Below are 22,704 nucleotides of genomic sequence, written 5' to 3' on the forward strand. Positions count from 1 at the left end.
CTGTCATCCACGGCGTGATGGCAACATCACGCCGTTATTGTTTGTGTTGGGCCGATGTGGCGTCGAATCATTTACCATCCTGAAGTCAATTATGCCTTGCGGCAAACGCTGGTGCTCTGTCTGCCGGTGGCGCTGGGCTGGCTGGCTGGCGACCTGCAAAAAGGTCTGCTGTTCTCATTAGTGCCCGCCTGCTGCAATATCGCCGGTCTCGATACGCCGCATAAACGCTTTTTCAAACGTCTGATTGTGGGCGGTAGCCTGTTTGCCCTCGGCAGCTTTCTGATCCAGTGGCTCACCCTGCATGCGATTCCACTGCCGCTGATCCTCTTCGCTATGCCTTTGCTGCTCGGCGTCACGGGTGAGATCAGCCCGCTGCATGGCCGTCTGCTGCCCGGCACCCTGATTGCCGCCATCTTTACCCTGAGCCTGATTGGCCGCATGCCCATCTATGTCACCCCGCTGCTCTATATCGGCGGCACGCTGTGGTACGGGCTGTTTAACTGGTTCTGGTTCTGGCTGTGGAAAGAGCAGCCAATGCGCGAAAGCCTGAGCCTGATCTACCGCGAGCTGGCTAACTACTGCGACGCGAAATACACCCTGCTGACGCAGCTGACCGATCCGGAAAAGGCGCTGCCGCCACTGCTGGCCCGTCAGCAGAAAGTGGTCGATCTGATTAACACCTGTTATCAGCAGATGCATATGCTGTCGGCAAGCCGCGATCACAGCCATAAACGGCTGACGCGCGCTTTCCAGGTGGCCCTCGATCTGCAGGAGCATATCTCGGTCAGCCTGCATCGGCCGGAAGAAGTCCAGAAGCTGGTGGAGCAAAGCCATGCTGAAGCGGTGATCCGCTGGAATGCCAAAACCATCTCGGCCCGGCTGCGGGTGCTGGCAGATAACATTCTTTATCACCAGTTACCCGACCGCTTTGCGATGGATAAACAGCTCGGCGCACTGGAGAAAATTGCCCATCAGCATCCCGATAATCCGGTGGGTAACTTCTGCCTTTATCACTTCAACCGCATTGCGCGGGTGCTACGCACCCAGAAACCGCTTTACCAGCGCGATCTGATGGCAGACCGCCAGCGCCGCCTGCCGCTGTTACCGGCGCTGCGCAGTTATCTCTCGTTTCGCTCGTCGTCGCTGCGCACGGCGGGTCGCTTTGCGGTGATGCTGATGCTGGGCAGCGCGCTGGCGCTGTTCTTCAACATCCCTAAACCCTACTGGATCCTGATGACCATCATGTTCGTCAGCCAGAACGGCTACAGCGCTACCCGCGTCCGTATCCAGCACCGGGCGCTGGGCACCTTTGCCGGCCTGGTCATCGCGGCCGCTACGCTGCGGCTCGAGGTACCGGAGTCACTGGTGCTGCTGATCATGCTGGCGATAACCTTTATCAGCTATCGCTTTACCCGCCAGTTCTATGGCTGGTCGATGATTGGCTTTACGGTCACGGCAGTTTACTCGCTGCAACTGCTGTCACTGAATGGCGCGCAGTTTCTGCTGCCGCGATTGATGGATACGCTGATGGGCTGTCTGATCGCCTTTGGTGGGATGCTGTGGCTGTGGCCGCAGTGGCAGAGCGGCTTACTACGGCAGAACGCCCACGACGCGCTGGAAACCTATCAGGATGCGCTGCGGCTGTTACTGGGCGACGAACAGTCGCCAGAGAAACTGGCTTATCAGCGCGTGAAGGTTAATCAGGCGCACAATGCGCTGTTTAACTCACTGAATCAGGCAATGCAGGAACCCGCGTTCAACTCCCGTTACCTGAGTGATATGCGGCTCTGGGTCACCCACAGTCAGTTTATTGTCGAGCATATCAATGCGATAACGATTCTGGCGCGCGAGCACACTATGCTGACCGCCTCGCTGGCTCAACGCTATCTGCAATCCTGCGAAATTGCGCTGCAGCGGTGTCAGCAGCGGCTGGAATATGATGGTGAAAGCTCACATGTGAATCTGCTGGATGACCTGGAAAACATCAGTGAGGGACCGATTACTGTGGTGGAGCAGCATGTGCGGCGCATTCTCGATCATCTGAGCGTGATGTACACCATTTCATCGCTGGCGTGGAACCAGCGACCGCAACATGGCCGCTGGCTGATCAGACGCTTACGTAAAAACTAAGCTAGCCGTTAAGCACTTTGCCGACGGCGGTGGCAAAGCGGCTCATGCCCTCTTCAATGTCGGCCGGTTCGATGATCAGCGACGGGGCAAAACGCATCACATCGGTGCCAGCTACCAGCACCATCACACCTTCAGCGGCGGCGGCATTCAGAATGTCGCGCGACCTGCCGGCATGCTGAGGTTTCAGTGCCGCGCCAATCAGCAGACCTTTGCCGCGAATGTCACTGAACAGGTCATACTTCGCGTCAATAGCCTGCAGCGCCGTGACAAAGTGCTGGCGACGCATCTCTACGCCCGCCAGCACCTCCGGCGTGTTGATAATATCCAGCGCGGTTTCGGCAATGGCACAGGCGAGCGGGTTGCCGCCATAGGTGGTGCCATGCACGCCCGGTGCCATGGTTGAAGCAATCTCGTTGGTGGTCAGCATGGCGCTGACCGGGAAACCGCCGCCCAGCGCTTTGGCTGAAGTCAGGATATCGGGCTGGACGCCATAATGCTCATAGGCGAACAGCTTGCCGCTGCGTCCCATGCCGCTCTGCACTTCGTCCAGTACCAGCAGCGCCTGATGCTGATCGCAAAGCGCACGCAGTCCCTGCATAAATTCCTGCGTCGCAGGCATGACGCCGCCCTCACCCTGAATCGGTTCAACCACAATGGCGCAGGTGTGATCGTCAATGACCGCTTTTACAGCATCCAGGTCATTGAACGGCACGTGGACAATATCCGCCGGTTTCGGACCGAATCCGTCAGAATATTTTGGCTGGCCGCCGACCGTAACGGTAAACAGCGTCCGGCCATGAAAAGCATTATGAAACGCGATGATTTTACTTTTGAACGGACTGTGACGTTTGCAGGCATAGTAGCGCGCCAGCTTAAACGCAGCTTCATTGGCTTCGGCACCGGAGTTGGCGAAGAAGACGCGATCGGCAAAGGTCGCCTGAATGAGCTTACTGGCGAGACGCAGTGCCGGTTCGTTGGTAAAGACATTGCTGGTGTGCCACAGCGTCTCGCCCTGGCTTTTCAGTGTTTCCACCAGCGCAGGATGGCAGTGTCCAAGTGCGGTAACAGCAATACCACCCGAGAAGTCGATATACTCTTTGCCCTGCTGATCCCATACGCGACTGTCCTTGCCTTTTACCGGCACGAACTGCGCAGGTGCATAAACAGGCAAAATAACGTTATCGAACGTCTCCCGCGTGACCGCAATTTTTTCGGCTGCCATTAGTAACCCCATCTGAATGATTGTCGTACTGAATTGAAATAATAATCACAAAATATGCATAAAAAATCACTCAAAGGCAACTTATTGCGTAAGGAAATTGCGCAGCAGCTGATGTCCCTGCTCGCTGAGAATGCTTTCGGGATGGAACTGCACGCCTTCCAGCGCCAGGGTTTTATGGCGAAACCCCATAATTTCGTCAGGCTCGCCGTCACGTACCGTCCAGGCCGTTACCTCGAATGCGTCGGGCAGAGAGTCGCGCTGCACAATCAGCGAGTGATAACGGGTCACGGTAAGGGGATTATTGAGATTGCGGAACACGCCCTGGCCGGTGTGCTGAATCGCGGAGGTTTTGCCGTGCATCACCTGACGGGCTCGCACGACCTGCGCGCCATAGGCCTGCGCGATCGCCTGATGGCCCAGGCAGACACCCAGCACCGGCACGTTACCGGCGAAATGCCGAATCGCCGCCAGCGAGATGCCCGACTCTGACGGCGTGCAGGGGCCAGGAGAGATCACCAGATGGGTCAGCGGTAACGCTGCCATCTGCTCCAGGGTGATGGCATTATTGCGCACCACCTGAACCTGCGCGCCCAGCTCGCAGAAATATTGATAAAGATTCCAGGTAAAGGAGTCGTAATTGTCGATAAGCAGCAGCATGACGCGTCCAGAATGATAAACCGCGCCGCTATTCTACGCGGTTAAGCCGCCTCACTCACCACTTTCGCAAACACCTGCTCCAGCGGCGTCAGATCGCCGGCTACACCCGCCTGATTAGCAGCTTTCCAGCTCTCCGCGTCCGTCTCTTCCCACGACAGCAGATAACCGGCATGCAGCGCCAGCTGTTCAAAGAAAATCCGCTGTGCCCGGCCATTTCCATGACGGAAAGGATGCAGCATATTGATTTCGCAGTAGTAGTGGGCGATGCGCTGAATAAACGCGTCGCGCGGCAACTCAGCGAGTCCTTTTTCCTCTTCCAGCGCAGCCATCAGCGCGTTGCCTTCCTTTTCGATATATTCAAAATGGCAGAACGGCGTTTCATCTCGCCAGATATCGATGGTGCGCAGTTCGCCGGCCCAGCTGTAAACGTCCTGGAACAGCGTGCGATGGATCTGGCGCAGGTAAGGCAATCCGGCATTACGCGGTCCCAGTTCCAGGGTGGCGGCACGCGCTGCACTGAAGCTCAGCTCCGCCTTACGCAGTTGGGCGGCATCATGAATATCGGGCAGGTTTTTCAGCACGTTGTCGTGCTGCCACAGGTAGGGATCCTGGGTCACTGCGGTATTAGAGTCCATATTGCCTCCTCAGTGACGCCAGACGCGCGGCTGCATCATCGCTGTTTACGCTGGTTTCATTCGATGAGAAGCCTTCCAGCCGACAGCTGGCCTGATAGCTGGCGCTACGCCGCTGTTGCCACAGAGTGACCTTCTGTTTTTCGGTGAGTTTGTTCGCCATACCGCCTCCTGCTCAGGTTTTTGCCCTAAGTATAAGAGCAAATTCTGGCTTTGCCGGAAGCGGCAGGCGGTCGCCATCCGCAGATGGCGACAAAAAGCGTTAAGGCAGGACTTTGGCGGAGAGGATAACTACCGGTTTGGACGGCACATTCTGGTACGGACCCACATCTTTGGTCGGAACCTGAGAAATTTTTTCAACCACATCCTGACCTTTCACAATCTTACCAAATACGGCATAGCCAAAATCGCGCTGGCCGTGGTCGAGGAACGCATTATCCGCGACGTTGAGGAAGAACTGGCTGGTGGCACTGTCTTTATCGGCGGTACGCGCCATAGAGATGGTACCGCGCAGGTTACGCAGTCCATTGTCCGCTTCGTTTTTAATTGGCGCGTTGGTCTGCTTCTGCTGCATATCCGTGGTGAAACCACCACCCTGCACCATAAAGCCCGGGATCACGCGATGAAAAATAGTGTTGTTGTAAAAACCGTTGTTGACGTAATCAACGAAGTTTTTCACAGAAACCGGCGCTTTCTGGTTATTCAGTTCGAGTTCGATATTGCCGGCGGAGGTGGTGAGCAGAACGTGGGTGTCACCTTTTGCGGCCAGCGCCTGGGCGGAAACGGTAGAGAGCGCTAACAGGGTGATGGCCGCTGTTAAAGTACGTTTAAACATGAAAGATTCCTTACCTGGGAGAGCGGGCACAAAAACGTGATTGATTGTAAAGAGACTCTATTCCATGAGCCAGCGTTTTACTTATATTTACGCTGTTGCGGCAAATGCACTGAGCAAACGTTAAACAACCCTAATTGCGTGATTAAAATCACACAACACATGAAATCTAGATCTGTAGTTTCACTGCTTGTTTATTAAGATCACAGTTCCGTTTACACTTTCTGACACTTTTTGGCACCCGGTTCTCAACAGGTTCAGAACATGACAAACCGTAATCGTATTGGCCTTACCTGGATAAGCTTCTTCTCCTACGCGCTGACCGGCGCGCTGGTGATCGTTACCGGCATGGTAATGGGCGATATCGCAAAAGATTTCCAGATTCCCATCTCCAGCATGAGTAATACCTTCACCTTCCTCAACAGCGGCATCCTGGCGGCGGTTTTCCTGAACGCCTGGCTGATGGTGATTGTGCCACTGAAGCGCCAGCTGATTTTCGGCTTCGTCCTGATGGTGCTGGCGATAATCGGGCTGATGACCAGCCGCGATCTCACCATCTTCTCGCTCTGTATGTTTGTGCTGGGTGTGGTCAGCGGCATCACCATGTCGATCGGTACCTTCCTGATCACTCACCTGTATGAAGGCCGTCAGCGCGGTTCACGCCTGCTGTTTACCGACTCCTTCTTCAGCATGGCGGGCACGCTGTTTCCGGTGCTGGCAGGCATTCTGCTGGCGCGTCAGCTGCCGTGGTACTGGGTCTATGTCTGCATCGGCGTTATCTACGTCGCCATTTTCGTCATGACGCTGTTTGTGGAGTTCCCGGTACTGCGTAAGCCTGAAAACAGCCCGACGGTTGAGAAAGAGAAATGGGGTGTGGGCGTGCTGCTGCTGGCTGTCGCGGCACTCTGCTATATTCTGGGCCAGCTCGGCTTTATCTCCTGGGTGCCGGAATATGCCACCAAAGTCATGGGCATGAATATCAATGACGCCGGACAACTGGTGGGCAGCTTCTGGACGGCGTATATGGTGGGTATGTGGGCCTTCAGCTTCCTGCTGCGCTTCTTCGATCTGCAACGCATTCTGATGGTGCTGGCGGGTCTGGCGACCGTACTGATGTACTGGTTCGTCAGCAGCAACGATGCCAGCATGCTGAAATGGATCATCATGATTCTTGGCTTCAGCTCAAGTGCTATCTACACCACCATCATCACCCTGGGTTCATTGCAGACCAGAGTGGCGTCACCGAAGCTGGTGAACTTCATTCTGACCTGCGGCACCGTCGGCACCATGCTGACCTTTGTGGTCACGGCGCCTATCGTTGAGAAAAGTGGTGTGCATACCGCACTGGCGACGGCGAACGCGCTCTACGCCGTGGTATTTGTAATGTGTGCCCTGCTCGGCTTTGTCAGCCGTCATCGTACTCACGGTCACGTCACGCATTAATCCTTCAGGGCGGCGAGCGATCGCCGCCCTGCTCGTTAACGCCGGAAGTTTACGCGCTCCCGTTCCCGCCAGTAAATCTCGCTTTCTGCAGGCTTCGTCTCCGCCACGACCACACCGCGACGCAGTGAATAGCGCACCGGGACCTGCCTTCTTACCGCATCAAAACCGCTCTCTGCTGGCAGTATAATCAGACTGGCCTCGTTGCCGCTCTGAATGCCATAGCCTGCAAGCTGCATCGTCTTCGCACTGTTGTGCGTAATCAGATCCAGACCGGCATCAATCTGCTCATAGCCCATCAGCTGACAGACATGTAATCCCATATGCAGCACCTGCAGCATGTTGGCGGTCCCCAGCGGATACCAGGGATCAAACACATCGTCGTGGCCGAAGCAGACGTTAATCTCGGCCTCCAGCATCTCTTTTACCCGCGTAATGCCGCGCCGCCTGGGATAGGTATCGAAGCGGCCCTGCAGGTGAATATTGACCAGCGGATTGGCGACAAAGTTAATGCCCGACAGCTTCAGCAGCCGGAAAAGTCGTGAGGCGTACGCGCCATTGTAAGAGTGCATCGCGGTGGTATGACTGGCCGTCACGCGTGCGCCGTTGCCGTCGCGATGGGCCAGCGCCGCCACGGTTTCCACAAAGCGCGACTGTTCATCATCGATCTCATCGCAGTGAACATCGATCAGCCGGTCATAGCGGTCAGCCAGCGCAAAAGTTTTATGCAGCGACTCGACGCCATATTCGCGGGTGAATTCGTAGTGCGGTATGGCGCCGACGACATCCGCGCCCAGCCGCAAGGCTTCTTCCAGTAATGCTTCGCCGTTGGGATAGGAGAGAATGCCCTCCTGGGGAAACGCCACTATCTGAATCGTGATCCAGGGCGCCATCTCCGCTTTCAGCTCCAGCATCGCTTTCAGCGCCGTCAGTGAGGGGTCTGACACGTCAACATGAGTGCGCACAAACTGAATGCCGTTGGCGATCTGCCACTTCAGCGTCTGCAACGCCCGCTGTTTCACATCTTCGTGGCTGAGCAGCGCCTTGCGCTCAGCCCAGCGTTCAATCCCCTCAAACAGCGTGCCAGACTGATTCCATGCCGGTTCACCCGCCGTCTGGGTGGTATCCAGATGAATATGCGGCTCAATAAAGGGCGCGCAGGCTAAGCCGCCCTCGCCGTCCAGCGATTGTCCCACCGGAGAAGGCTGCTGCGGCTGGGCTGAGATGCGGGCAATTTTTCCGTCGGCGATTTCGATTTGCCACAACCCTTCCCGCCAGGGCAAACGCACATTATTGATCCACTTGGGTGACAGCATGGCTGATTCCTTATCCGATTAACCTGTATGGTTAAAACTAACACGATTCATACCCTCAGCAGCAATGCAGGATATTCAGCAGGTTAGCCGCATCCGATAAACCAAATTAAAATCAACTACATACCTCTTAATAGGTATATGGCGTTGTGGTTGATACATATCAATAAGCGTCAGAAAGGGCGCGCTATTGTAGCCGCAGATATCGCAAATTTGAGGCAAAAATGAGCAAGCACAATGTCGTCGTTATCGGTAACGGCATGGTCGGCCACCGCTTCATAGAAGAGTTACTTGAGAAAGCGGAACCCGACCAGTTTTCGCTGACCGTCTTTTGTGAAGAACCCCGCGTCGCCTACGACCGTGTCCATCTGTCCGCTTACTTCTCCCATCACACCGCCGAAGAGCTGTCGCTGGTTCGTGAAGGCTATTACGACAAACATCAGGTCAATCTGCTGCTGGGTGAGCGCGCTATCACCATTAACCGTGATGAAAAGCTCATCCACTCCAGCACCGGTCGCGCGGTTCACTACGACACGCTGATTTTTGCCACCGGCTCTTATCCATGGATCCCGCCGATTAACGGTGCCGAAGGCAGCGACTGCTTTGTCTACCGCACCATCGAAGATCTCAATGCCATTGAAGCCTGCTCACGCCGCAGCAAACGCGGTGCGGTGATTGGCGGCGGTCTGCTGGGACTGGAAGCGGCGGGCGCACTGAAAAATCTGGGTATTGAAACTCACGTTATTGAATTTGCGCCGGTGCTGATGGCAGAACAGCTCGATCAGCAAGGCGGGGAACAGTTGCGTCGTAAGATTGAGCAGATGGGCGTGCGGGTCCACACCGGCAAAAACACCCAACAGATTGTGCATCACGAGCACGGCGGCAAAACGCTGCAGTTTGCCGACGGCAGTGCGCTGGAGGTCGATTTCATTGTCTTCTCCACCGGCATTCGCCCGCAGGACAAACTGGCAAAACAGTGTGGATTAACCCTGGGTCCGCGTGGCGGCATCGCCATTGATGACCAGTGCCGCACCAGCGATCCCGCCATTTACGCCATCGGTGAGTGTGCCGCCTGGCAGAATCGCGTCTATGGCCTGGTGGCGCCGGGGTATAAAATGGCGCAGGTCGCCAGCGACCATCTGCTGGGCCGCGACAATGCGTTTACCGGTGCGGACATGAGCGCCAAACTCAAGCTGCTGGGTGTCGATGTCGGTGGGATTGGCGATGCGCGCGGTACCACGCCAGGTGCACGCAGTGTGGTCTGGCTGGATGAAAGCAAATCGGTCTACAAACGCCTGATTATCAGCGAAAATCAGAAAACTCTGCTGGGTGCGGTGCTGGTGGGCGACACCAGCGACTATGGCAACCTGCTGCAACTGGTGCTGAATGGTATTACGCTGCCGGATAACCCGGAAGCACTGATTCTGCCAGCGGGCAGCGGGGATAAACCGGCCATCGGTGTCGATTCCCTGCCTGACAACGCGCAAATCTGCTCCTGCTTCGACGTCAGCAAAGGCGACATCATCAAAGCGGTTCAGGATGGCTGTCACACCGTGGCCGCGCTGAAAAGCAGCACCCGAGCCGGTACGGGCTGCGGCGGCTGTATTCCCCTTATTACCCAGGTACTTAACAGCGAACTCAGCCGTCAGGGCATTGAGGTCAATAACCACCTTTGTGCCCACTTCGCCTGGTCACGCCAGGAGCTTTATCACCTGATTCAGGTGGAAGAGATCAAAACCTTTGATGAACTGCTGGTCCGCTATGGGCAGGGTTACGGCTGTGAAATATGCAAGCCTGCGGTGGGGTCTCTGCTCGCCTCCTGCTGGAACGAATACGTACTCAAGCCGCATCACGCGCCGTTGCAGGACAGCAACGACCTCTATCTGGGTAATATCCAGAAAGATGGCACCTATTCGGTGATCCCGCGCTCGCCCGGCGGTGAAATCACGCCGCACGGACTGAAGGTGATTGGCGAGATCGCCGAACGCTATCAGCTCTATACCAAAATCACCGGCTCGCAGCGCATCGGCTTGTTTGGCGCGCAGAAAGACGATCTGCCCGCTATCTGGTCACAGCTGATCGAGGCCGGATTTGAAACCGGTCAGGCCTACGCTAAAGCGCTGCGTATGGCGAAAACCTGCGTCGGCAGCGCCTGGTGCCGTTACGGCGTGGGCGACAGCCTCGGCTTCGGCGTAATGCTGGAGAACCGCTATAAAGGCATCCGCACACCGCACAAAATGAAGTTTGGTGTCTCCGGTTGCACCCGTGAATGCGCAGAAGCCCAGGGCAAAGATGTCGGCATTATCGCTACCGAAAAAGGCTGGAATCTCTACGTCTGCGGCAACGGCGGCATGAAACCGCGTCATGGCGATCTGCTGGCGGCCGATCTCGATCAGCAGACGCTGATCAGCTATCTCGACCGCTTCATGATGTTCTATATCCGCACCGCCGACCGTTTGCAGCGCACCTCGCTGTGGCTGGAGAGTCTGGAGGGTGGCATCGACTATCTGCGTAGCGTGATCGTGGATGACAAACTCGGCCTTAACAGCCAGATGGAACAGCAGCTCGCCGCGCTGCGCGCCAGCGTTTGCTGTGAATGGCAGGCGACGCTGGAAGATGAGAACCAGCTGACGCGCTTTGCCCACTTTATCAACTCGCCGCAGCGCGATCCCGCTGTACAACGGGTAGCAGAGCGCGACCAGCATCGCCCGGCTCGCCCCGAAGAACGCATTGCCGTGACACTGATTGAGGAGACCGAATCATGAGCCAGTGGAATCCGGTGTGCCCGCTGACGCAGATCCTGCCCGCCACGGGCGTCTGCGCGCTGGTCAAAGGTCAGCAGGTGGCTATCTTCCGTCCACGCGACGATGAGCAGCTTTATGCCATCAGCAATATCGATCCGTTTGCCGATGCCAGCGTGCTGTCACGCGGCATTATTGCCGAACATCAGGATGCGCTCTGGGTGGCCAGCCCGCTGAAGAAACAGCATTTCCGCCTCAGCGATGGCTACTGCATGGAGGACGAAACGCGCTCCGTGGCGGCATGGCCGGTGCGGGTCAATGCCGGACAGGTTGAAGTCTGCCTGTAACGCCCCTCAACAGCCCGCCTGCGCGGGCTTTTTTAAGGACCTCTGATGGACTACTTCCCCTTGTTCTGCCGCCTGCAGGGCCGTCGCTGCCTGCTGGTCGGCGCGGGTGACGTGGCTGAGCGGAAAGCGCGCCTGCTGCTGGAGGCCGGTGCCGAGCTGTGGGTCGGTGCCCGTGAGTTCTCCCCCACCTTCCAGGAATGGGCGCAGCAGAAAGCCATCACGCTGCTGCCAGGGCCTTTCGATCCCGGGTGGCTCACCGGCTGCTGGCTGGTGGTCGCCGCCACCAGTGATGACGCGGTCAATCAGCAGGTGGCAGAAGCGGCCGAAACACAGCAGATCTTCTGCAATCTGGTGGATGCGCCGCAGGAGGCCAGCGCGATTATGCCGTCGATTATCGACCGCTCCCCGCTGATGGTTGCCGTCTCTTCTGGCGGACGCGCGCCGGTGCTGGCGCGTCTGTTGCGGGAGAAGCTGGAGGCGATACTGCCGCAGCATCTCGGCCAGCTGGCGCAGCGGGCCGGCGGCCTGCGTGCACGGGTGAAAAAGCAATTCGGCTCCATCAATGCCCGCCGTCACTTCTGGGAGCGCTACTTTAACAGCGAACGGCTGGCCCAGACGCTGGCTAACGGCGACGGTGAACGCGCGGAACAGATTACCGACGCGCTTTTTAGCACAGACCTTTCGCAACAGGGTGACGTGGCGCTGGTGGGTGCCGGTCCGGGCGATGCCGGATTACTCACCCTCAAAGGTTTACAGCTGATCCAGCAGGCGGATGTCATCGTCTATGACCGGCTGGTTTCCGATGAGATCCTGAATCTGGTGCGCCGTGATGCCGAACGCATTTTTGTCGGGAAACGCGCCGGACATCACTGCGTACCGCAGGATGCGATCAATCAGCTGCTCTGCGAACAGGCGCTACGCGGAAAACGGGTGGTGCGGCTGAAAGGCGGCGATCCCTTTATCTTTGGTCGCGGCGGTGAAGAGCTGGAAGCGCTGGCACAGCTGAAGATTCCGTTCAGCGTGGTGCCGGGGATCACCGCGGCATCGGGTTGTGCGGCCTACAGCGGTATTCCGCTGACCCACCGCGATCATGCACAGAGCGTCAGACTGGTTACCGGGCATCTGCAGAAATCCGGCACGCTCGCCTGGCAGATGCTGGCGGCAGAGCAGCAGACGCTGGTCTTTTATATGGGGCTGGCCCAGGCCGGAGAAATTCAGCAGCAGCTGATAAAACATGGAATGCGCAGTGATATGCCGGTAGCACTGGTGGAAAACGGCACCAGCACGCGTCAGCGCGTGGTCACCGGGAGACTGGACGAACTGGAAGCGTTAGCCGCTCAGGTGATCAGTCCCAGCCTGATGATTATCGGTAGCGTAGTGAGTCTGCGCGATAGCCTGCGCTGGTTCTGAATCGGCAAATAAAAACGGCGGGCATAACGCCCGCCGTTCTATTTGTCCGCTCAGCCATTACGGCATCGCGACAAAGCCTACCGCTTCATAAACCTTCTTCAGCGTTTCCTGCGCCTGTGCGCGTGCTTTAGCCGCACCATCACGCATCACCTGCTCCAGCAGTGCTTCATCGTTGCGGAAGCTGTGATAACGCTCCTGCAGCTCAGAAAGCATGCCTGACACCGCATCGGCTACTGCGCCTTTCAGGTGGCCATACATCTTGCCTTCGAACTCCTGCTCCAGCTCGGCGATGGTTTTACCGGTCACGCCCGACAGAATATCCAGCAGGTTAGAGACGCCCGCTTTCTCTTTGATGTCGTAGCGCACCACTGGCGGCTCTTCAGAGTCAGTAACGGCGCGTTTGATCTTCTTCACGACCGCTTTTGGATCTTCCAGCAGGCCGATAACGTTGTTGCGGTTGTCGTCAGACTTGGACATTTTTTTGGTCGGCTCCAGCAGCGACATCACGCGCGCGCCAGACTTCGGAATGAACGGCTCTGGTACCCTGAAGATATCGCCATAGATCGCATTGAAGCGATGTGCGATATCGCGGCTCAGCTCCAGATGCTGCTTCTGATCTTCACCGACCGGCACCTGATTGGTCTGATAGAGCAGAATGTCAGCCGCCATCAGAACCGGGTAGTCGAACAGACCGGCGTTAATGTTCTCTTCGTAACGCGCTGATTTGTCCTTGAACTGCGTCATACGGCTCAGTTCGCCGAAATAGGCGTAGCAGTTCAGGATCCAGCTCAACTGCGTATGCTCTGGCACATGCGACTGAACAAAGATGGTGCTTTTTTGCGGGTCGATACCACAGGCCAGATAGAGCGCCAGCGTATCCAGCGTCGCTTTACGCAATGCAGCAGGATCCTGACGCACGGTGATCGCGTGCAGATCAACAATGCAGTAAATGCAGTGGAAATCATCCTGCATCTGCACCCACTGACGCAGCGCTCCCATATAGTTGCCAATGGTCAGTTCGCCGGACGGCTGTGCGCCGCTGAAAACGATGGGTTTCATACTTAAATCCTGATATTTACAGCCCCAGTGTGGGCAAAAGTTCGTCGAAAGAGTCGAGGGTTAAATCGGGCTGGCTGGTCGCAATCGGCTCGCCATAGTTATAGCCAAAGGTCATACCAACGTTGGGTACACCTGCCGCCTGCGCCGCCTGGATATCATTGCGTGAGTCGCCAACAAACAGCAACTCGTTCGGCAGGACGCCGAAGGTGCCCAGCACCATAAAGATCGCTGCAGGGTGCGGTTTTTTAACCGGTACATCGTCGCCACCGATAATCAGCGAAAACGCATCGGCAATACCAAGCGATTCAAGCAGCGGTGCCACAAACGGCGTCGGCTTGTTGGTCACAATCGCCATCGGCAGCCCGGAAGCCTTTAAGGCATCCAGCGTCTGCTTCACCTGTGGGAACAGCGTGCTGCCCGCATCCACAGTGTCGGCATAGTGGCGGTCAAACAGCGCGCGTGCATCGCGCTGCTCTTCCGGCTGCGGCTCACGGCCCAGCGCAAAGGTCAGCGCACGGGCCATCATGATATCGGCACCGTTGCCAATCCAGGTTGAGACGCGCTCAAGGCCCGCCTGCGGCAGGCGGAGATCGTTCAGCGTGCGGTCGATCGCATCGGCAAGGCCTGGCGCGCTATCCACCAGCGTGCCATCAAGATCAAACGCCAGCGCACGAATATCAGTGAAATGAGCCATTGGCTTTCTCCAGTTCATTGCGCATATCATCGATCACTTTTTTATAGTCAGGATGACCGAAGATGGCAGAACCCGCGACAAACATATCGGCACCGGCAGCCGCAATCTCGCGGATATTGTCGATCTTCACGCCGCCATCCACTTCAAGACGAATGTTGTAGCCGCTCTGATCGATACGTCGGCGTGCTTCCCGCAGTTTATCCAGGGTGCCGGGAATAAATGACTGCCCGCCAAAACCAGGGTTCACGGACATCAGCAGAATGATATCCAGCTTATCCATGACGTAATCGAGGTAGCTCAGCGGGGTCGCCGGATTAAAGACCATACCCGCTTTACAGCCATGCTCCTTGATCAGTTGCAGAGTACGGTCAACGTGTTCGCTGGCTTCGGGATGAAAGGTAATATAGGTGGCACCGGCTTTGGCAAACTCCGGGATCAGCGCATCCACTGGTTTCACCATCAGATGCACGTCGATAGGCGCAGTGATGCCATAGTCGCGCAGTGCTTTCAGCACCATCGGACCCATGGTCAGATTAGGGACGTAGTGGTTGTCCATTACGTCGAAGTGAACCACGTCACCTCCGGCCGCCAGCGCTTTGGCTGTGTCTTCGCCCAGGCGGGCAAAGTCCGCCGACAGGATTGAAGGGGCCAGCAAATATTGTTTCATCCGATTCTCCCACTGTTGTGCGCCAGCCCTGCGGCTGGCGTAATGCGTTGGTCGCGGACGAAACAGACTAGCGATAAAGTGCCAGCAGTTCGTCGACCTTGGTGCGACCGGCTATGCTCCGGCTGATAGAACGCCGGGCTTTGACCACATGTAACACTGCATCCTGATACCATAAACGTGTCAGCGCAGTGTCGTGGTTAGAAATCAGTACCGGAATCCGGTGCTCCGACGCAGCCAGCTGTGCCGCTAACGCCGCCAGATTCTCCTGCTCACGCAGGCTGAAGCTGTTGGTGTGATAAGCCGTAAAATTGGCCGTGGCCGACAGCGGTGCATAAGGCGGATCGCAATAGACCACCGAGCCTTTACCGGCACTGGTCAGGGTAACATCGTACGATTCACAGACAAACGTCGCTTTTTGCGCACGCTCGGCAAACCACAACAATTCGGCTTCAGGAAAGTAGGGTTTGCGATAGCGGCCAAACGGCACGTTGAACTCACCACGCAGGTTATAGCGGCAGAGGCCGTTGTAACAGTGACGGTTCAGATAGAGGAACAGCAGCGCGCGCTGGTAGGCGTCGGTGCTGCTATTAAATTCGGTGCGCCGCTGGTAATAACAGATTTCGTTGTTACCCTCCGGCGTAAACAGCAGCTGCGCGTCACGGATGAAATCCGCCGTGCGCGTTTTGACAATATTGTAGAGATTAATCAGGTCACTGTTGATATCAGCCAGATGGTAGCGATCAAACTCAGTGTTCAGAAACACCGAACCTGCGCCAACAAATGGCTCAACCAGACAGTCGCCTTGCGGCAGATGACGATGGATCTCTTCTACTAAGGGAAATTTTCCCCCTGCCCATTTCAGGAAAGCGCGATTTTTTTTCATGCTGTCGTGGTTATTACATCTTATTGTGAGGCTGTGGCTGGACCGACAGCAGATCTGCGCTTAAAACGGGGCCAGAGCCTGGCCCCACATCCGCTATTGGCTGGCTTCTTTCTTCACCTGGCTGACTGGTTTTACCCACGGGTTCTTCGCACGCACGTCTGCAGGCAGCGATGCTACAGCGCGTTTGGCATCGGCCGGTGTGGCATAGGAGCCACTCACCAGCACGTACCACGACTGACCGTTACGGGTGGTTTTGTAGACGTGATATCCACTCAGATTCTGTTGCTTAGCCCAGGCATTCAGGCTTTCCGGCTTTGATGCACCGCTCAGCTGCAGAGTATAACTGCCCCCTGGCAGTGATTTGCTGGCTGAATTGCTGCCCGCTGCCGTGGTAGCTGGCGCAGAACTCACTGGCGTACGCGCTGGCGTGGTATGCGTTTTGCTGTCACGGGTTACTGGCTTCGACGCTGTTTTATGCGATGAATCGTGCGCCGGACGAGCAGCCGTATTTGATTTGTTCGGTGTCTGACGGACTGAAGGTGCCGTGACAGGATTGGCAGCCGTTCCGGCATTGCCGCTGACCGTTGCTGGCGCCGTTGGCAGTGAACTGCCGTTCTGCGTGCCCATCGCGGCACTGTCAACCTGCTGCTGCTGATTAGTCAGCGCGCTGTTCAGATCGCCCGGCAGCGTGACACGCTGCTGATTTGCGGGTGCCTCAACCGGTGCGGCCTGCGTAGGCGTTGAAGCCACAGGCGGCATCGAGATGTCGCGCTGCGGATTAGAGGCAGCATCACCGCTGGTCGCCGCGTTATTTTCGCTGGTGGCGGGGGTAGTCTGGGCATCTGACGGAGGAGTCTGTCCACCGGACATGGAAGAGGAGCCGCCCAGGTCAATATTCTTTTCGCTGCCGGAACCGCCATTGGCGGCAGGGGTTGTGCCCGCCGTGGCCGGTTTTTTCTCATCCGGGCCATTCAGCGCCGAACCAATCCCCAGCACCAGTAACAGCAGAACCAGGATCCCGACACCCATCATGATACGCTGGCGCGAAACCGGTGTTTTGGCCGCAGTAGACGACTTACGAGGGCGCGAGGGACGGCGGTCGCTGGCGTCAGGTTTTAACTCGTCTTCCGGTTTAAACTCATCCATTTTGGCTCCTCCGTAAAGCGGCATTCCGCACTGCGCACCCTGCGCGCCGCGTCACCACTCAACTGCTTAATCTCAGGGTTGCTGACAATCGTTAATTGCAGCCAGCACCATATCATGTGCCACGCCACCACGCACTTCAGAGCGGCCAATCGACAGCGGGAGTATCAGCCGCAGTTCGCCCGCCAGAACTTTTTTATCGCGCATCATGTGTGGCAGATACATCTCTGCACTCATCGCCTGCGGCCCATGCACCGGCAAACCGGCACGCTGGAACAGGGCAATAATGCGGTCGGTCTCCTGCGGCTGGAACTGTCCCAGACGTTCAGCCGTACGTGCCGCCATCACCATGCCCGCCGCAATCGCTTCACCGTGCAGCCAGTTGCCGTAGCCCATGTGCGCTTCAATCGCATGACCAAAAGTATGGCCCAGATTAAGCAATGCCCGCTGACCGTTTTCACGCTCATCGGCCGCTACAACCTCTGCTTTCAGTTCACAGCAGCGACGAATGCAGTACGACAGCGCCTGTTCATCCAGTGCCAACAGCGCATCAAGATTCTGCTCCAGCCACTCGAAGAACGCACCGTCGAGGATGATGCCGTACTTTATGACTTCCGCCAGACCAGACGCCAGTTCGCGCGCGGGCAGCGTCTTCAGACAGGCCGTATCAATCACCACCGAGGCGGGTTGATAAAACGCGCCGATCATGTTTTTGCCCAGCGGATGGTTAACGGCCGTTTTGCCGCCAACCGAAGAATCAACCTGCGACAGTAAGGTGGTCGGTACCTGAATAAAGCGTACGCCACGCTGATAACTGGCCGCAGCAAAACCGGTAAGATCGCCAATGACGCCGCCGCCTAAGGCGACAAGCGTTGTATCACGACCGTGAGGCTTTTGCAGGAGCGCAGTAAAGACCTGATCCATCACGGTCAGCGTCTTATATTGCTCGCCATCGGGTAAGATCACCTGATCCACTTTTACACCTGCCGCCGTCAGCCGTGCTGTCAGCTGGTCAAGATAGAGCGGAGCCAGCGTCTGGTTTGTCACCACCATGGCGTTTTCGCCCGCGGTCAGCGGCCAAAAAGAAGCCGGATCGTTAAACAGTCCGGCGGCGATAGTGATGGGGTAACTGCGTTCCCCCAGTGAGACGGTGATCTTCTCCATGATGCCCGATACCTGTTAAAAAGCCTTCGAACGTTGGATCAACTTTTTTCCAACATGTGGATAATCTGATTCGCCACCACTTTCGCACTCTGATCATCTGTGCGAATGGTGACATCGGCGATCTCTTCGTAGAGCGGGTTGCGTTCGCCAGCCAGCGCTTCAAGCACTTCGCGCGGCGGTGAATCCACCTGCAGCAACGGACGTTTTTTGTCACGTTGGGTGCGCGCCAGTTGCTTCTCGATGGTGGTTTCAAGATAAACCACAACACCGCGGGCGGAGAGACGATTACGCGTTTCCCGGGATTTGACGGAACCACCGCCTGTCGCCAGGACGATGCCTTGCTTCTCGGTCAGTTCGTTAATGATTTTTTCTTCGCGATCGCGAAAGCCAGCTTCGCCTTCGACATCAAAAACCCAGCCCACATCCGCTCCGGTGCGTCGCTCAATTTCCTGATCGGAATCGAAGAACTCCATGTTGAGTTGCTGAGCCAACTGACGGCCAATAGTGCTTTTGCCGGCACCCATCGGCCCAACCAGAAAGATATTGCGTTTCTCTGCCATTTTGTCGGTATTACTAAGAATTCGTTAATGATACCCCGCGTTCAGCATTTGCTGGCGGGACAGGAACTGAGACCTCATGAGCGTTAGCAAGAGTCAGATGAAAAATTATCTCAACACTCAAGGCTGTTTGGCAACCGATTATATTGCCTTCAGCACATCCATTTCTGAATTGGCCTGTGTTCGCGAAACTGTAACGCGCCAGCGCTGCGTCTTTACAACGCTGCTTACAGAGGAGTTTTCTGATCTGTTTGCCGGGATTTACCCTGCATAGACGGTTACACCGTATTGAAAATCGCTAAACCTTGTAAGCTAATTCCTCTCCTGCGTCAACGCAGATGGCCTTAAGGGACGCATTTTCCGTTTTATCCAGCCGTAAGCGCTGCTTCCCTGACCAATCGCGGCGTTATGAAGATCACCAGCTCTCTTTTTTTGCGCTGCTCTGATTGCTGACGAAACAACCCGCCAATCAGCGGCACATTTCCCAGCAGCGGCACCTTATTCTCTCCGTGACTGCGCTGCTGCTGAAAGATACCCCCTAACGCCAGTGTTTGCCCGTCACTGACCGTGACCTGCGTCTCAATTTCCTGTTTATCAATGGATAATATGTCGCTGTCGCCGGTTCTGATGCTGCGACCCGGCATGTTCTGACTGATATGGATCTTCAGCTGGATGCGGCCATGCCCGGAAATCGTCGGTGTCACCTCCATGCCCAGCACCGCTTCTTTGAACTCAATACTGGTGGCTCCGCTGTTTCCCGCCGACACTTCATAAGGAATCTCAGTGCCCTGCTTAATCGACGCGGTCTGTTGATGTGAGGTAAAGAGGCGTGGACTGGCGATGATTTCAATCTGGTTCTCCTGCTCCAGCGCACTTAATTCCAGGTCCAGAAGCTGACCGCCGATGCGCGCCAGTGCCATACCCACGCTGACGCCGGGCGAACTGACCGCCAGCGGAATATCCAGCCGGGGATGATGCAGGATGTCAGTCACGGCGGCGTCACCCGCCTGCAATCCCCACTTCACACCCAGCTCCTGCAGATGCTCTTCGCTGATGGTGACGATATGCGCCGATAGCTCGATCTGCTCCAGTGGCAGGTCCAGCGCCCGTATCCAGCGCTCCGTCTCTTTCAACGCTGCCGCCGTATCGCGCAGTAACAGGGCGTTGGTGCGTTTGTCGACCGTTACGCTGCCGCGCTCACTCATCAGCGACTGCCGCTCACTCAGCAGACTGGCATGCACCTCGCTGGCGCTGGCGTAACGCAATATCACGGCGCGCTGCTGCAAAGGCTCCTGCAGCAATCGGGCCTGCTGCTCAGCCTGCCGTGTCTGCTGCTGTTCCTGTTGCCAGCTTTCCGGATAGACCAGCAGGACATTACCCTGTTCTATCAGCGTCAGCTTTGCCATGCGCGCCACCAGCTCCAGCGCCTGATGCCACGGCAGGTTATCGAGCCGCAGCGATAACGCCCCTTCAACTTCTGGCGCAATCATCAGGTTGATCTGCTGATAGTCAGCCAGCGCCTGCAAAATGCGCGCTACCGGCGCGTTATCAAACGTCAGGCTGAGAGGCTCCTCATCAGCGGCGTAAACCGGCAGCAGGCAGTTTATGAGCAGCAGCAGAGTGGCTATCCTTTTCATGCGAACGTCCTTTTAAATAAAACGAAGTCTGTTGAGCAGTGCAGCTATTCGATACCGTTAAGGAGATGCTGCGGCGGGTCATATCAGCGAGTTGCCAGGGCGGCAGGGGAAATGGCTTGCCTGTACGGACTGCGACGCTCTCTCCCTGCGGGTTCAGTAGCCAGGCATGAAAATGCGTCTTACGGCCAATGATCCCCTGCAGACGCCAGCCGGTAAGCGGCTCTGCAGGCGCCTCACAAACTGATCCGGCAACAGGACGGAACGGATCACGCGCCAGCACACCGCCACAGCACAGCAGTAAAATCAGCAGGTTATGGCGCATCGTCAGGCTCCAGCCAGAGTTGGGCCACCAGATGCTGCGGCTGCGCCAGCAGCTGGAAATGCACCGGAAACACCAGGGAAGTATCGGCAAGCTCAGCAAAAAGTGATTGAAACGCCGGCCACTGCAGATGCAGGGTCAGCGTGCGTGAAGGAGAATCCGGCTGCCACTCTTCGAGCTGATGACGTCGTGCCGCCAGGATCGCTTCCACTGCCCGGCCCGATGCGCCCGGTGCAGATCTCGTGAGCGGCATCGACTGCAGCTGCGCCTGCAACTGTGCATTATCGGGATTCTGATGCCACTGCTGCTGGCGTTGCTGAAGGGTACGGTTCAACTGCAACAGTGTCTGCTGTTCAGCGATCAGCGCCTGCTGCTGTGGCCGCAACCATAATACCCATGAGATCAGTAGCAGGCCGGATGAGAGGGCGGCGAGCATGCCGTAGCGTGGAAGTGCAGCCATCTGCCACCAGCGATCCCACCACTCATTCATCAGCCACCTCCTGCACCTCTGCCCGCAGTGAAAAGCGATAATGACTATCAGCCTGACGCTTAACGCTGCCCTGCCTCACCTGACCAAACAGAACGACGGTGGTTAACTGCTCACGGAACTGCCGAACCGCCGCCATATCCTGCGCCAGCCCCTCCAGCGTGAGACGATTGTCGCGCTTCTCCAGCCGGGTCAGCCAGGCGGTGTCGGGCAATAACGCGGGTAAATCGATCCAGAACTGATGCCATGCAGCAAGTTGTACAGCCTGCTGGCGCTGCTTCGCCTGCTGTTTTTGCACTACCGCGAGCTGCGCCAGTAACGTCTTCTGCTGCGCCAGCTGCACGTCCAGATTTTGCAGTGCCTGCTGCTGCATCCTGCTCGTCTGGGCCACCTGCTCACGCACCTGATAGATGCGCCAGCTTTGCTGGATGATTCCCACCAGAACAGCACTCAGCATCAGTGACAGCACGACAAGGCTCTGTCGCCGCTGCTGTTGCTGACGGCACTGCCGCCACGGCAGCAGATTCACGGCGACCATCATTTATCTCCGTCGCGCAGCGCCAGCCCGGTCGCCAGCGCAAAGGCACCCGGAATTTCCGGTAACGGCGGCTGTTTATAACGGAACAGATCAAAGGGGGAAAACGCGCGGGCGTCAGCGGGCAGCGCAGAATTATCGGCTGAGCACCAGGCGACAGAAGGGGCGTCGGGGAAGGCCTGTTGCTGCAGTGCCGCAAGCGAAGTGGCTTCGCCGTTCTCAGCCGCGGTATGCACATCGCTCCAGAGCCAGCGGTTATCCTGCTGCAGGACCAGCACCGCGCCATCCTGCAACGCAGCCTGGCGGGCTAACCGCCTGAGCGCTTCGGTAGTCAGTTCAAACACCTGCGGCTTTAATCCCGCCTGCAGCAGTGGCGCTGCCCACTGGTCTATAATCTCCAGCCGGGCCGCCGTGACGCAGAGCTGGCCGCTCTGTGCATCCATGCGGTAATCCAGCGCCAGCGCAGCAGGCTCCAGTGGAAAGAGACGGCGCGCAGCCGCCTGCACGTAGTGCCCCAGCGCAGGCTCATTGAGCGACTGAACAGGCAGCGGGAGCTGGCGCTGCAGGACCAGCCGGGTGGGCAGCGCGACCCGCAGCGAGTAACGACGCGGCAACCGCTGACGCCAGGCCGTTAAGGCTGCCAGTAATTCAGGCGAAGATTGCAGCACGCCGTTTCTTAACGTATCTTGCGGCAGCCGCTGCTGCCACCAGTGGCGTAGCTGCCAGCCATCACGATGAGGCTGGAGGGCCAGGGCACAAATCTGCCTATTCTGAATATCCAGCCCAATTTGCCAGGTATGAAAAGCCATGTGCGCGATCTCCTTATCGTCCGGGA

Annotated in this window: 24 protein-coding genes; 6 read left to right on the forward strand and 18 right to left on the reverse strand. The window is 57.1% G+C overall.

Annotated elements, in window-relative coordinates; all coding sequences use genetic code 11:
• Positions 1-54 precede the first annotated feature (54 nt).
• A complete protein-coding gene (locus NIM72_RS10485) occupies positions 55-2,130 on the forward strand; it encodes a YccS/YhfK family putative transporter (RefSeq protein ID WP_253420226.1) in 2,076 nt (691 codons plus the stop codon).
• Between the two features lies 1 nt (position 2,131).
• On the opposite strand, the gene NIM72_RS10490 is transcribed toward NIM72_RS10485, so the two are convergent.
• The 5 genes from NIM72_RS10490 to ppiA all read right to left on the reverse strand — a co-directional run bounded on the left by NIM72_RS10490 (position 2,132) and on the right by ppiA (position 5,476).
• Positions 2,132-3,352: an aspartate aminotransferase family protein gene (locus NIM72_RS10490; protein WP_253420229.1), complete on the reverse strand. Its 1,221-nt coding sequence runs from the start codon at positions 3,350-3,352 to the stop codon at positions 2,132-2,134.
• A gap of 81 nt (positions 3,353-3,433) precedes the next feature.
• Positions 3,434-4,009 (reverse strand): aminodeoxychorismate/anthranilate synthase component II, encoded by a 576-nt coding sequence (locus NIM72_RS10495; RefSeq protein WP_253420232.1) that lies wholly within the window; start codon positions 4,007-4,009, stop codon positions 3,434-3,436.
• 41 nt (positions 4,010-4,050) lie between these two features.
• Entirely contained in the window at positions 4,051-4,644 is a 594-nt protein-coding gene (locus NIM72_RS10500; protein ID WP_253420234.1) for a putative adenosine monophosphate-protein transferase Fic, read from the reverse strand.
• Complete coding sequence (locus tag NIM72_RS10505) at positions 4,634-4,804, reverse strand: YhfG family protein (RefSeq protein WP_090966735.1); 171 nt, start codon at positions 4,802-4,804, stop codon at positions 4,634-4,636. Before NIM72_RS10505 ends, NIM72_RS10500 begins: the two co-directional genes overlap by 11 nt.
• A gap of 99 nt (positions 4,805-4,903) precedes the next feature.
• Complete coding sequence (ppiA, locus tag NIM72_RS10510) at positions 4,904-5,476, reverse strand: peptidylprolyl isomerase A (RefSeq protein WP_150011056.1); 573 nt, start codon at positions 5,474-5,476, stop codon at positions 4,904-4,906.
• Between the two features lie 261 nt (positions 5,477-5,737).
• Between ppiA and tsgA the strand changes: the two genes are divergently transcribed.
• Positions 5,738-6,916, forward strand: coding sequence for an MFS transporter TsgA (gene tsgA, locus NIM72_RS10515; RefSeq protein ID WP_222924913.1), 1,179 nt, complete (start codon positions 5,738-5,740; stop codon positions 6,914-6,916).
• Between the two features lie 35 nt (positions 6,917-6,951).
• Here the strand turns inward: tsgA and NIM72_RS10520 are convergent, their stop codons facing one another.
• The gene (locus tag NIM72_RS10520) at positions 6,952-8,229 is read right to left on the reverse strand and encodes a cytosine deaminase (protein ID WP_161733661.1); all 1,278 of its coding nucleotides are present in this window, start codon (positions 8,227-8,229) and stop codon (positions 6,952-6,954) included.
• Between the two features lie 221 nt (positions 8,230-8,450).
• On the opposite strand from NIM72_RS10520, the gene nirB reads away from it, so the two are divergent.
• Genes nirB through cysG form a run of 3 tightly spaced genes read left to right on the forward strand, consistent with a single transcriptional unit; the run spans position 8,451 to position 12,724 of the window.
• The gene (nirB, locus tag NIM72_RS10525; protein ID WP_253420237.1) at positions 8,451-10,991 is read left to right on the forward strand and encodes a nitrite reductase large subunit NirB; all 2,541 of its coding nucleotides are present in this window, start codon (positions 8,451-8,453) and stop codon (positions 10,989-10,991) included.
• Positions 10,988-11,314, forward strand: coding sequence for a nitrite reductase small subunit NirD (nirD, locus tag NIM72_RS10530; protein ID WP_013359274.1), 327 nt, complete (start codon positions 10,988-10,990; stop codon positions 11,312-11,314). Before nirB ends, nirD begins: the two co-directional genes overlap by 4 nt.
• 45 nt (positions 11,315-11,359) lie before the next feature.
• Complete coding sequence (gene cysG / locus NIM72_RS10535; RefSeq protein WP_253420240.1) at positions 11,360-12,724, forward strand: siroheme synthase CysG; 1,365 nt, start codon at positions 11,360-11,362, stop codon at positions 12,722-12,724.
• A 57-nt stretch (positions 12,725-12,781) separates the two neighbouring features.
• Here the strand turns inward: cysG and trpS are convergent, their stop codons facing one another.
• The 7 genes from trpS to aroK form a co-directional block, all read right to left on the reverse strand.
• Positions 12,782-13,783, reverse strand: coding sequence for a tryptophan--tRNA ligase (gene trpS / locus NIM72_RS10540; protein ID WP_013359276.1), 1,002 nt, complete (start codon positions 13,781-13,783; stop codon positions 12,782-12,784).
• Between the two features lie 16 nt (positions 13,784-13,799).
• Positions 13,800-14,477 (reverse strand): phosphoglycolate phosphatase, encoded by a 678-nt coding sequence (locus tag NIM72_RS10545; protein ID WP_061063545.1) that lies wholly within the window; start codon positions 14,475-14,477, stop codon positions 13,800-13,802.
• Positions 14,461-15,144 carry a ribulose-phosphate 3-epimerase gene (gene rpe / locus NIM72_RS10550; RefSeq protein WP_013359278.1) on the reverse strand — a complete coding sequence of 228 codons (684 nt, stop codon included), beginning with the start codon at positions 15,142-15,144 and terminating at the stop codon, positions 14,461-14,463. Before rpe ends, NIM72_RS10545 begins: the two co-directional genes overlap by 17 nt.
• Positions 15,145-15,211: 67 nt before the next feature.
• Positions 15,212-16,027: an adenine-specific DNA-methyltransferase gene (gene dam / locus NIM72_RS10555; protein ID WP_161733667.1), complete on the reverse strand. Its 816-nt coding sequence runs from the start codon at positions 16,025-16,027 to the stop codon at positions 15,212-15,214.
• Between the two features lie 93 nt (positions 16,028-16,120).
• On the reverse strand, positions 16,121-17,173 hold the full coding sequence (locus NIM72_RS10560; protein WP_161733669.1) for an SPOR domain-containing protein: 1,053 nt from the start codon (positions 17,171-17,173) through the stop codon (positions 16,121-16,123).
• A 72-nt stretch (positions 17,174-17,245) separates the two neighbouring features.
• Positions 17,246-18,334, reverse strand: a complete 1,089-nt coding sequence (aroB, locus tag NIM72_RS10565) for a 3-dehydroquinate synthase (RefSeq protein ID WP_253420243.1) — start codon at positions 18,332-18,334, stop codon at positions 17,246-17,248.
• 38 nt (positions 18,335-18,372) lie between these two features.
• A complete protein-coding gene (gene aroK / locus NIM72_RS10570) occupies positions 18,373-18,894 on the reverse strand; it encodes a shikimate kinase AroK (RefSeq protein ID WP_003852989.1) in 522 nt (173 codons plus the stop codon).
• A 97-nt stretch (positions 18,895-18,991) separates the two neighbouring features.
• Here aroK and NIM72_RS10575 point away from each other — a divergent pair, with 97 nt between their 5' ends.
• Positions 18,992-19,165 carry a hypothetical protein gene (locus tag NIM72_RS10575; protein ID WP_223811662.1) on the forward strand — a complete coding sequence of 58 codons (174 nt, stop codon included), beginning with the start codon at positions 18,992-18,994 and terminating at the stop codon, positions 19,163-19,165.
• A gap of 91 nt (positions 19,166-19,256) precedes the next feature.
• Here the strand turns inward: NIM72_RS10575 and hofQ are convergent, their stop codons facing one another.
• The 5 genes from hofQ to pilM are packed head-to-tail and all read right to left on the reverse strand — an operon-like array spanning position 19,257 to position 22,678.
• The gene (hofQ, locus tag NIM72_RS10580; protein ID WP_253420245.1) at positions 19,257-20,528 is read right to left on the reverse strand and encodes a DNA uptake porin HofQ; all 1,272 of its coding nucleotides are present in this window, start codon (positions 20,526-20,528) and stop codon (positions 19,257-19,259) included.
• Positions 20,467-20,850, reverse strand: a complete 384-nt coding sequence (locus tag NIM72_RS10585) for a HofP DNA utilization family protein (protein ID WP_161733675.1) — start codon at positions 20,848-20,850, stop codon at positions 20,467-20,469. Before NIM72_RS10585 ends, hofQ begins: the two co-directional genes overlap by 62 nt.
• On the reverse strand, positions 20,840-21,337 hold the full coding sequence (locus NIM72_RS10590) for a hypothetical protein (RefSeq protein ID WP_253420248.1): 498 nt from the start codon (positions 21,335-21,337) through the stop codon (positions 20,840-20,842). Before NIM72_RS10590 ends, NIM72_RS10585 begins: the two co-directional genes overlap by 11 nt.
• A complete protein-coding gene (locus NIM72_RS10595; protein ID WP_253420251.1) occupies positions 21,330-21,875 on the reverse strand; it encodes a PilN domain-containing protein in 546 nt (181 codons plus the stop codon). The genes NIM72_RS10590 and NIM72_RS10595 overlap by 8 nt, the downstream gene beginning before the upstream one ends.
• Positions 21,872-22,678, reverse strand: coding sequence for a type IV pilus biogenesis protein PilM (gene pilM / locus NIM72_RS10600; RefSeq protein ID WP_222924906.1), 807 nt, complete (start codon positions 22,676-22,678; stop codon positions 21,872-21,874). Before pilM ends, NIM72_RS10595 begins: the two co-directional genes overlap by 4 nt.
• Positions 22,679-22,704: the final 26 nt, after the last annotated feature.

The organism is Pantoea sp. B550 (assembly GCF_024158165.1).
GTDB lineage: Bacteria > Pseudomonadota > Gammaproteobacteria > Enterobacterales > Enterobacteriaceae > Pantoea > Pantoea alfalfae.

What these genes read in the sequence shown, in the direction of transcription:
- nirB (WP_253420237.1), top strand. Translation starts at nt 8,451, where the DNA reads ATGAGCAAGCACAATGTCGTCGTTATCGGTAACGGCATGGTCGGCCAC.
- trpS (WP_013359276.1), bottom strand. Translation starts at nt 13,783, where the DNA reads ATGAAACCCATCGTTTTCAGCGGCGCACAGCCGTCCGGCGAACTGACC.
- NIM72_RS10575 (WP_223811662.1), top strand. Translation starts at nt 18,992, where the DNA reads ATGAAAAATTATCTCAACACTCAAGGCTGTTTGGCAACCGATTATATT.
- tsgA (WP_222924913.1), top strand. Translation starts at nt 5,738, where the DNA reads ATGACAAACCGTAATCGTATTGGCCTTACCTGGATAAGCTTCTTCTCC.
- NIM72_RS10485 (WP_253420226.1), top strand. Translation starts at nt 55, where the DNA reads ATGTGGCGTCGAATCATTTACCATCCTGAAGTCAATTATGCCTTGCGG.
- NIM72_RS10500 (WP_253420234.1), bottom strand. Translation starts at nt 4,644, where the DNA reads ATGGACTCTAATACCGCAGTGACCCAGGATCCCTACCTGTGGCAGCAC.
- NIM72_RS10590 (WP_253420248.1), bottom strand. Translation starts at nt 21,337, where the DNA reads ATGAATGAGTGGTGGGATCGCTGGTGGCAGATGGCTGCACTTCCACGC.
- cysG (WP_253420240.1), top strand. Translation starts at nt 11,360, where the DNA reads ATGGACTACTTCCCCTTGTTCTGCCGCCTGCAGGGCCGTCGCTGCCTG.
- NIM72_RS10520 (WP_161733661.1), bottom strand. Translation starts at nt 8,229, where the DNA reads ATGCTGTCACCCAAGTGGATCAATAATGTGCGTTTGCCCTGGCGGGAA.
- nirD (WP_013359274.1), top strand. Translation starts at nt 10,988, where the DNA reads ATGAGCCAGTGGAATCCGGTGTGCCCGCTGACGCAGATCCTGCCCGCC.
- NIM72_RS10560 (WP_161733669.1), bottom strand. Translation starts at nt 17,173, where the DNA reads ATGGATGAGTTTAAACCGGAAGACGAGTTAAAACCTGACGCCAGCGAC.
- NIM72_RS10545 (WP_061063545.1), bottom strand. Translation starts at nt 14,477, where the DNA reads ATGGCTCATTTCACTGATATTCGTGCGCTGGCGTTTGATCTTGATGGC.
- NIM72_RS10490 (WP_253420229.1), bottom strand. Translation starts at nt 3,352, where the DNA reads ATGGCAGCCGAAAAAATTGCGGTCACGCGGGAGACGTTCGATAACGTT.
- ppiA (WP_150011056.1), bottom strand. Translation starts at nt 5,476, where the DNA reads ATGTTTAAACGTACTTTAACAGCGGCCATCACCCTGTTAGCGCTCTCT.
- NIM72_RS10495 (WP_253420232.1), bottom strand. Translation starts at nt 4,009, where the DNA reads ATGCTGCTGCTTATCGACAATTACGACTCCTTTACCTGGAATCTTTAT.
- aroK (WP_003852989.1), bottom strand. Translation starts at nt 18,894, where the DNA reads ATGGCAGAGAAACGCAATATCTTTCTGGTTGGGCCGATGGGTGCCGGC.
- NIM72_RS10505 (WP_090966735.1), bottom strand. Translation starts at nt 4,804, where the DNA reads ATGGCGAACAAACTCACCGAAAAACAGAAGGTCACTCTGTGGCAACAG.
- aroB (WP_253420243.1), bottom strand. Translation starts at nt 18,334, where the DNA reads ATGGAGAAGATCACCGTCTCACTGGGGGAACGCAGTTACCCCATCACT.
- rpe (WP_013359278.1), bottom strand. Translation starts at nt 15,144, where the DNA reads ATGAAACAATATTTGCTGGCCCCTTCAATCCTGTCGGCGGACTTTGCC.
- NIM72_RS10595 (WP_253420251.1), bottom strand. Translation starts at nt 21,875, where the DNA reads ATGATGGTCGCCGTGAATCTGCTGCCGTGGCGGCAGTGCCGTCAGCAA.
- dam (WP_161733667.1), bottom strand. Translation starts at nt 16,027, where the DNA reads ATGAAAAAAAATCGCGCTTTCCTGAAATGGGCAGGGGGAAAATTTCCC.
- pilM (WP_222924906.1), bottom strand. Translation starts at nt 22,678, where the DNA reads ATGGCTTTTCATACCTGGCAAATTGGGCTGGATATTCAGAATAGGCAG.
- NIM72_RS10585 (WP_161733675.1), bottom strand. Translation starts at nt 20,850, where the DNA reads ATGCGCCATAACCTGCTGATTTTACTGCTGTGCTGTGGCGGTGTGCTG.
- hofQ (WP_253420245.1), bottom strand. Translation starts at nt 20,528, where the DNA reads ATGAAAAGGATAGCCACTCTGCTGCTGCTCATAAACTGCCTGCTGCCG.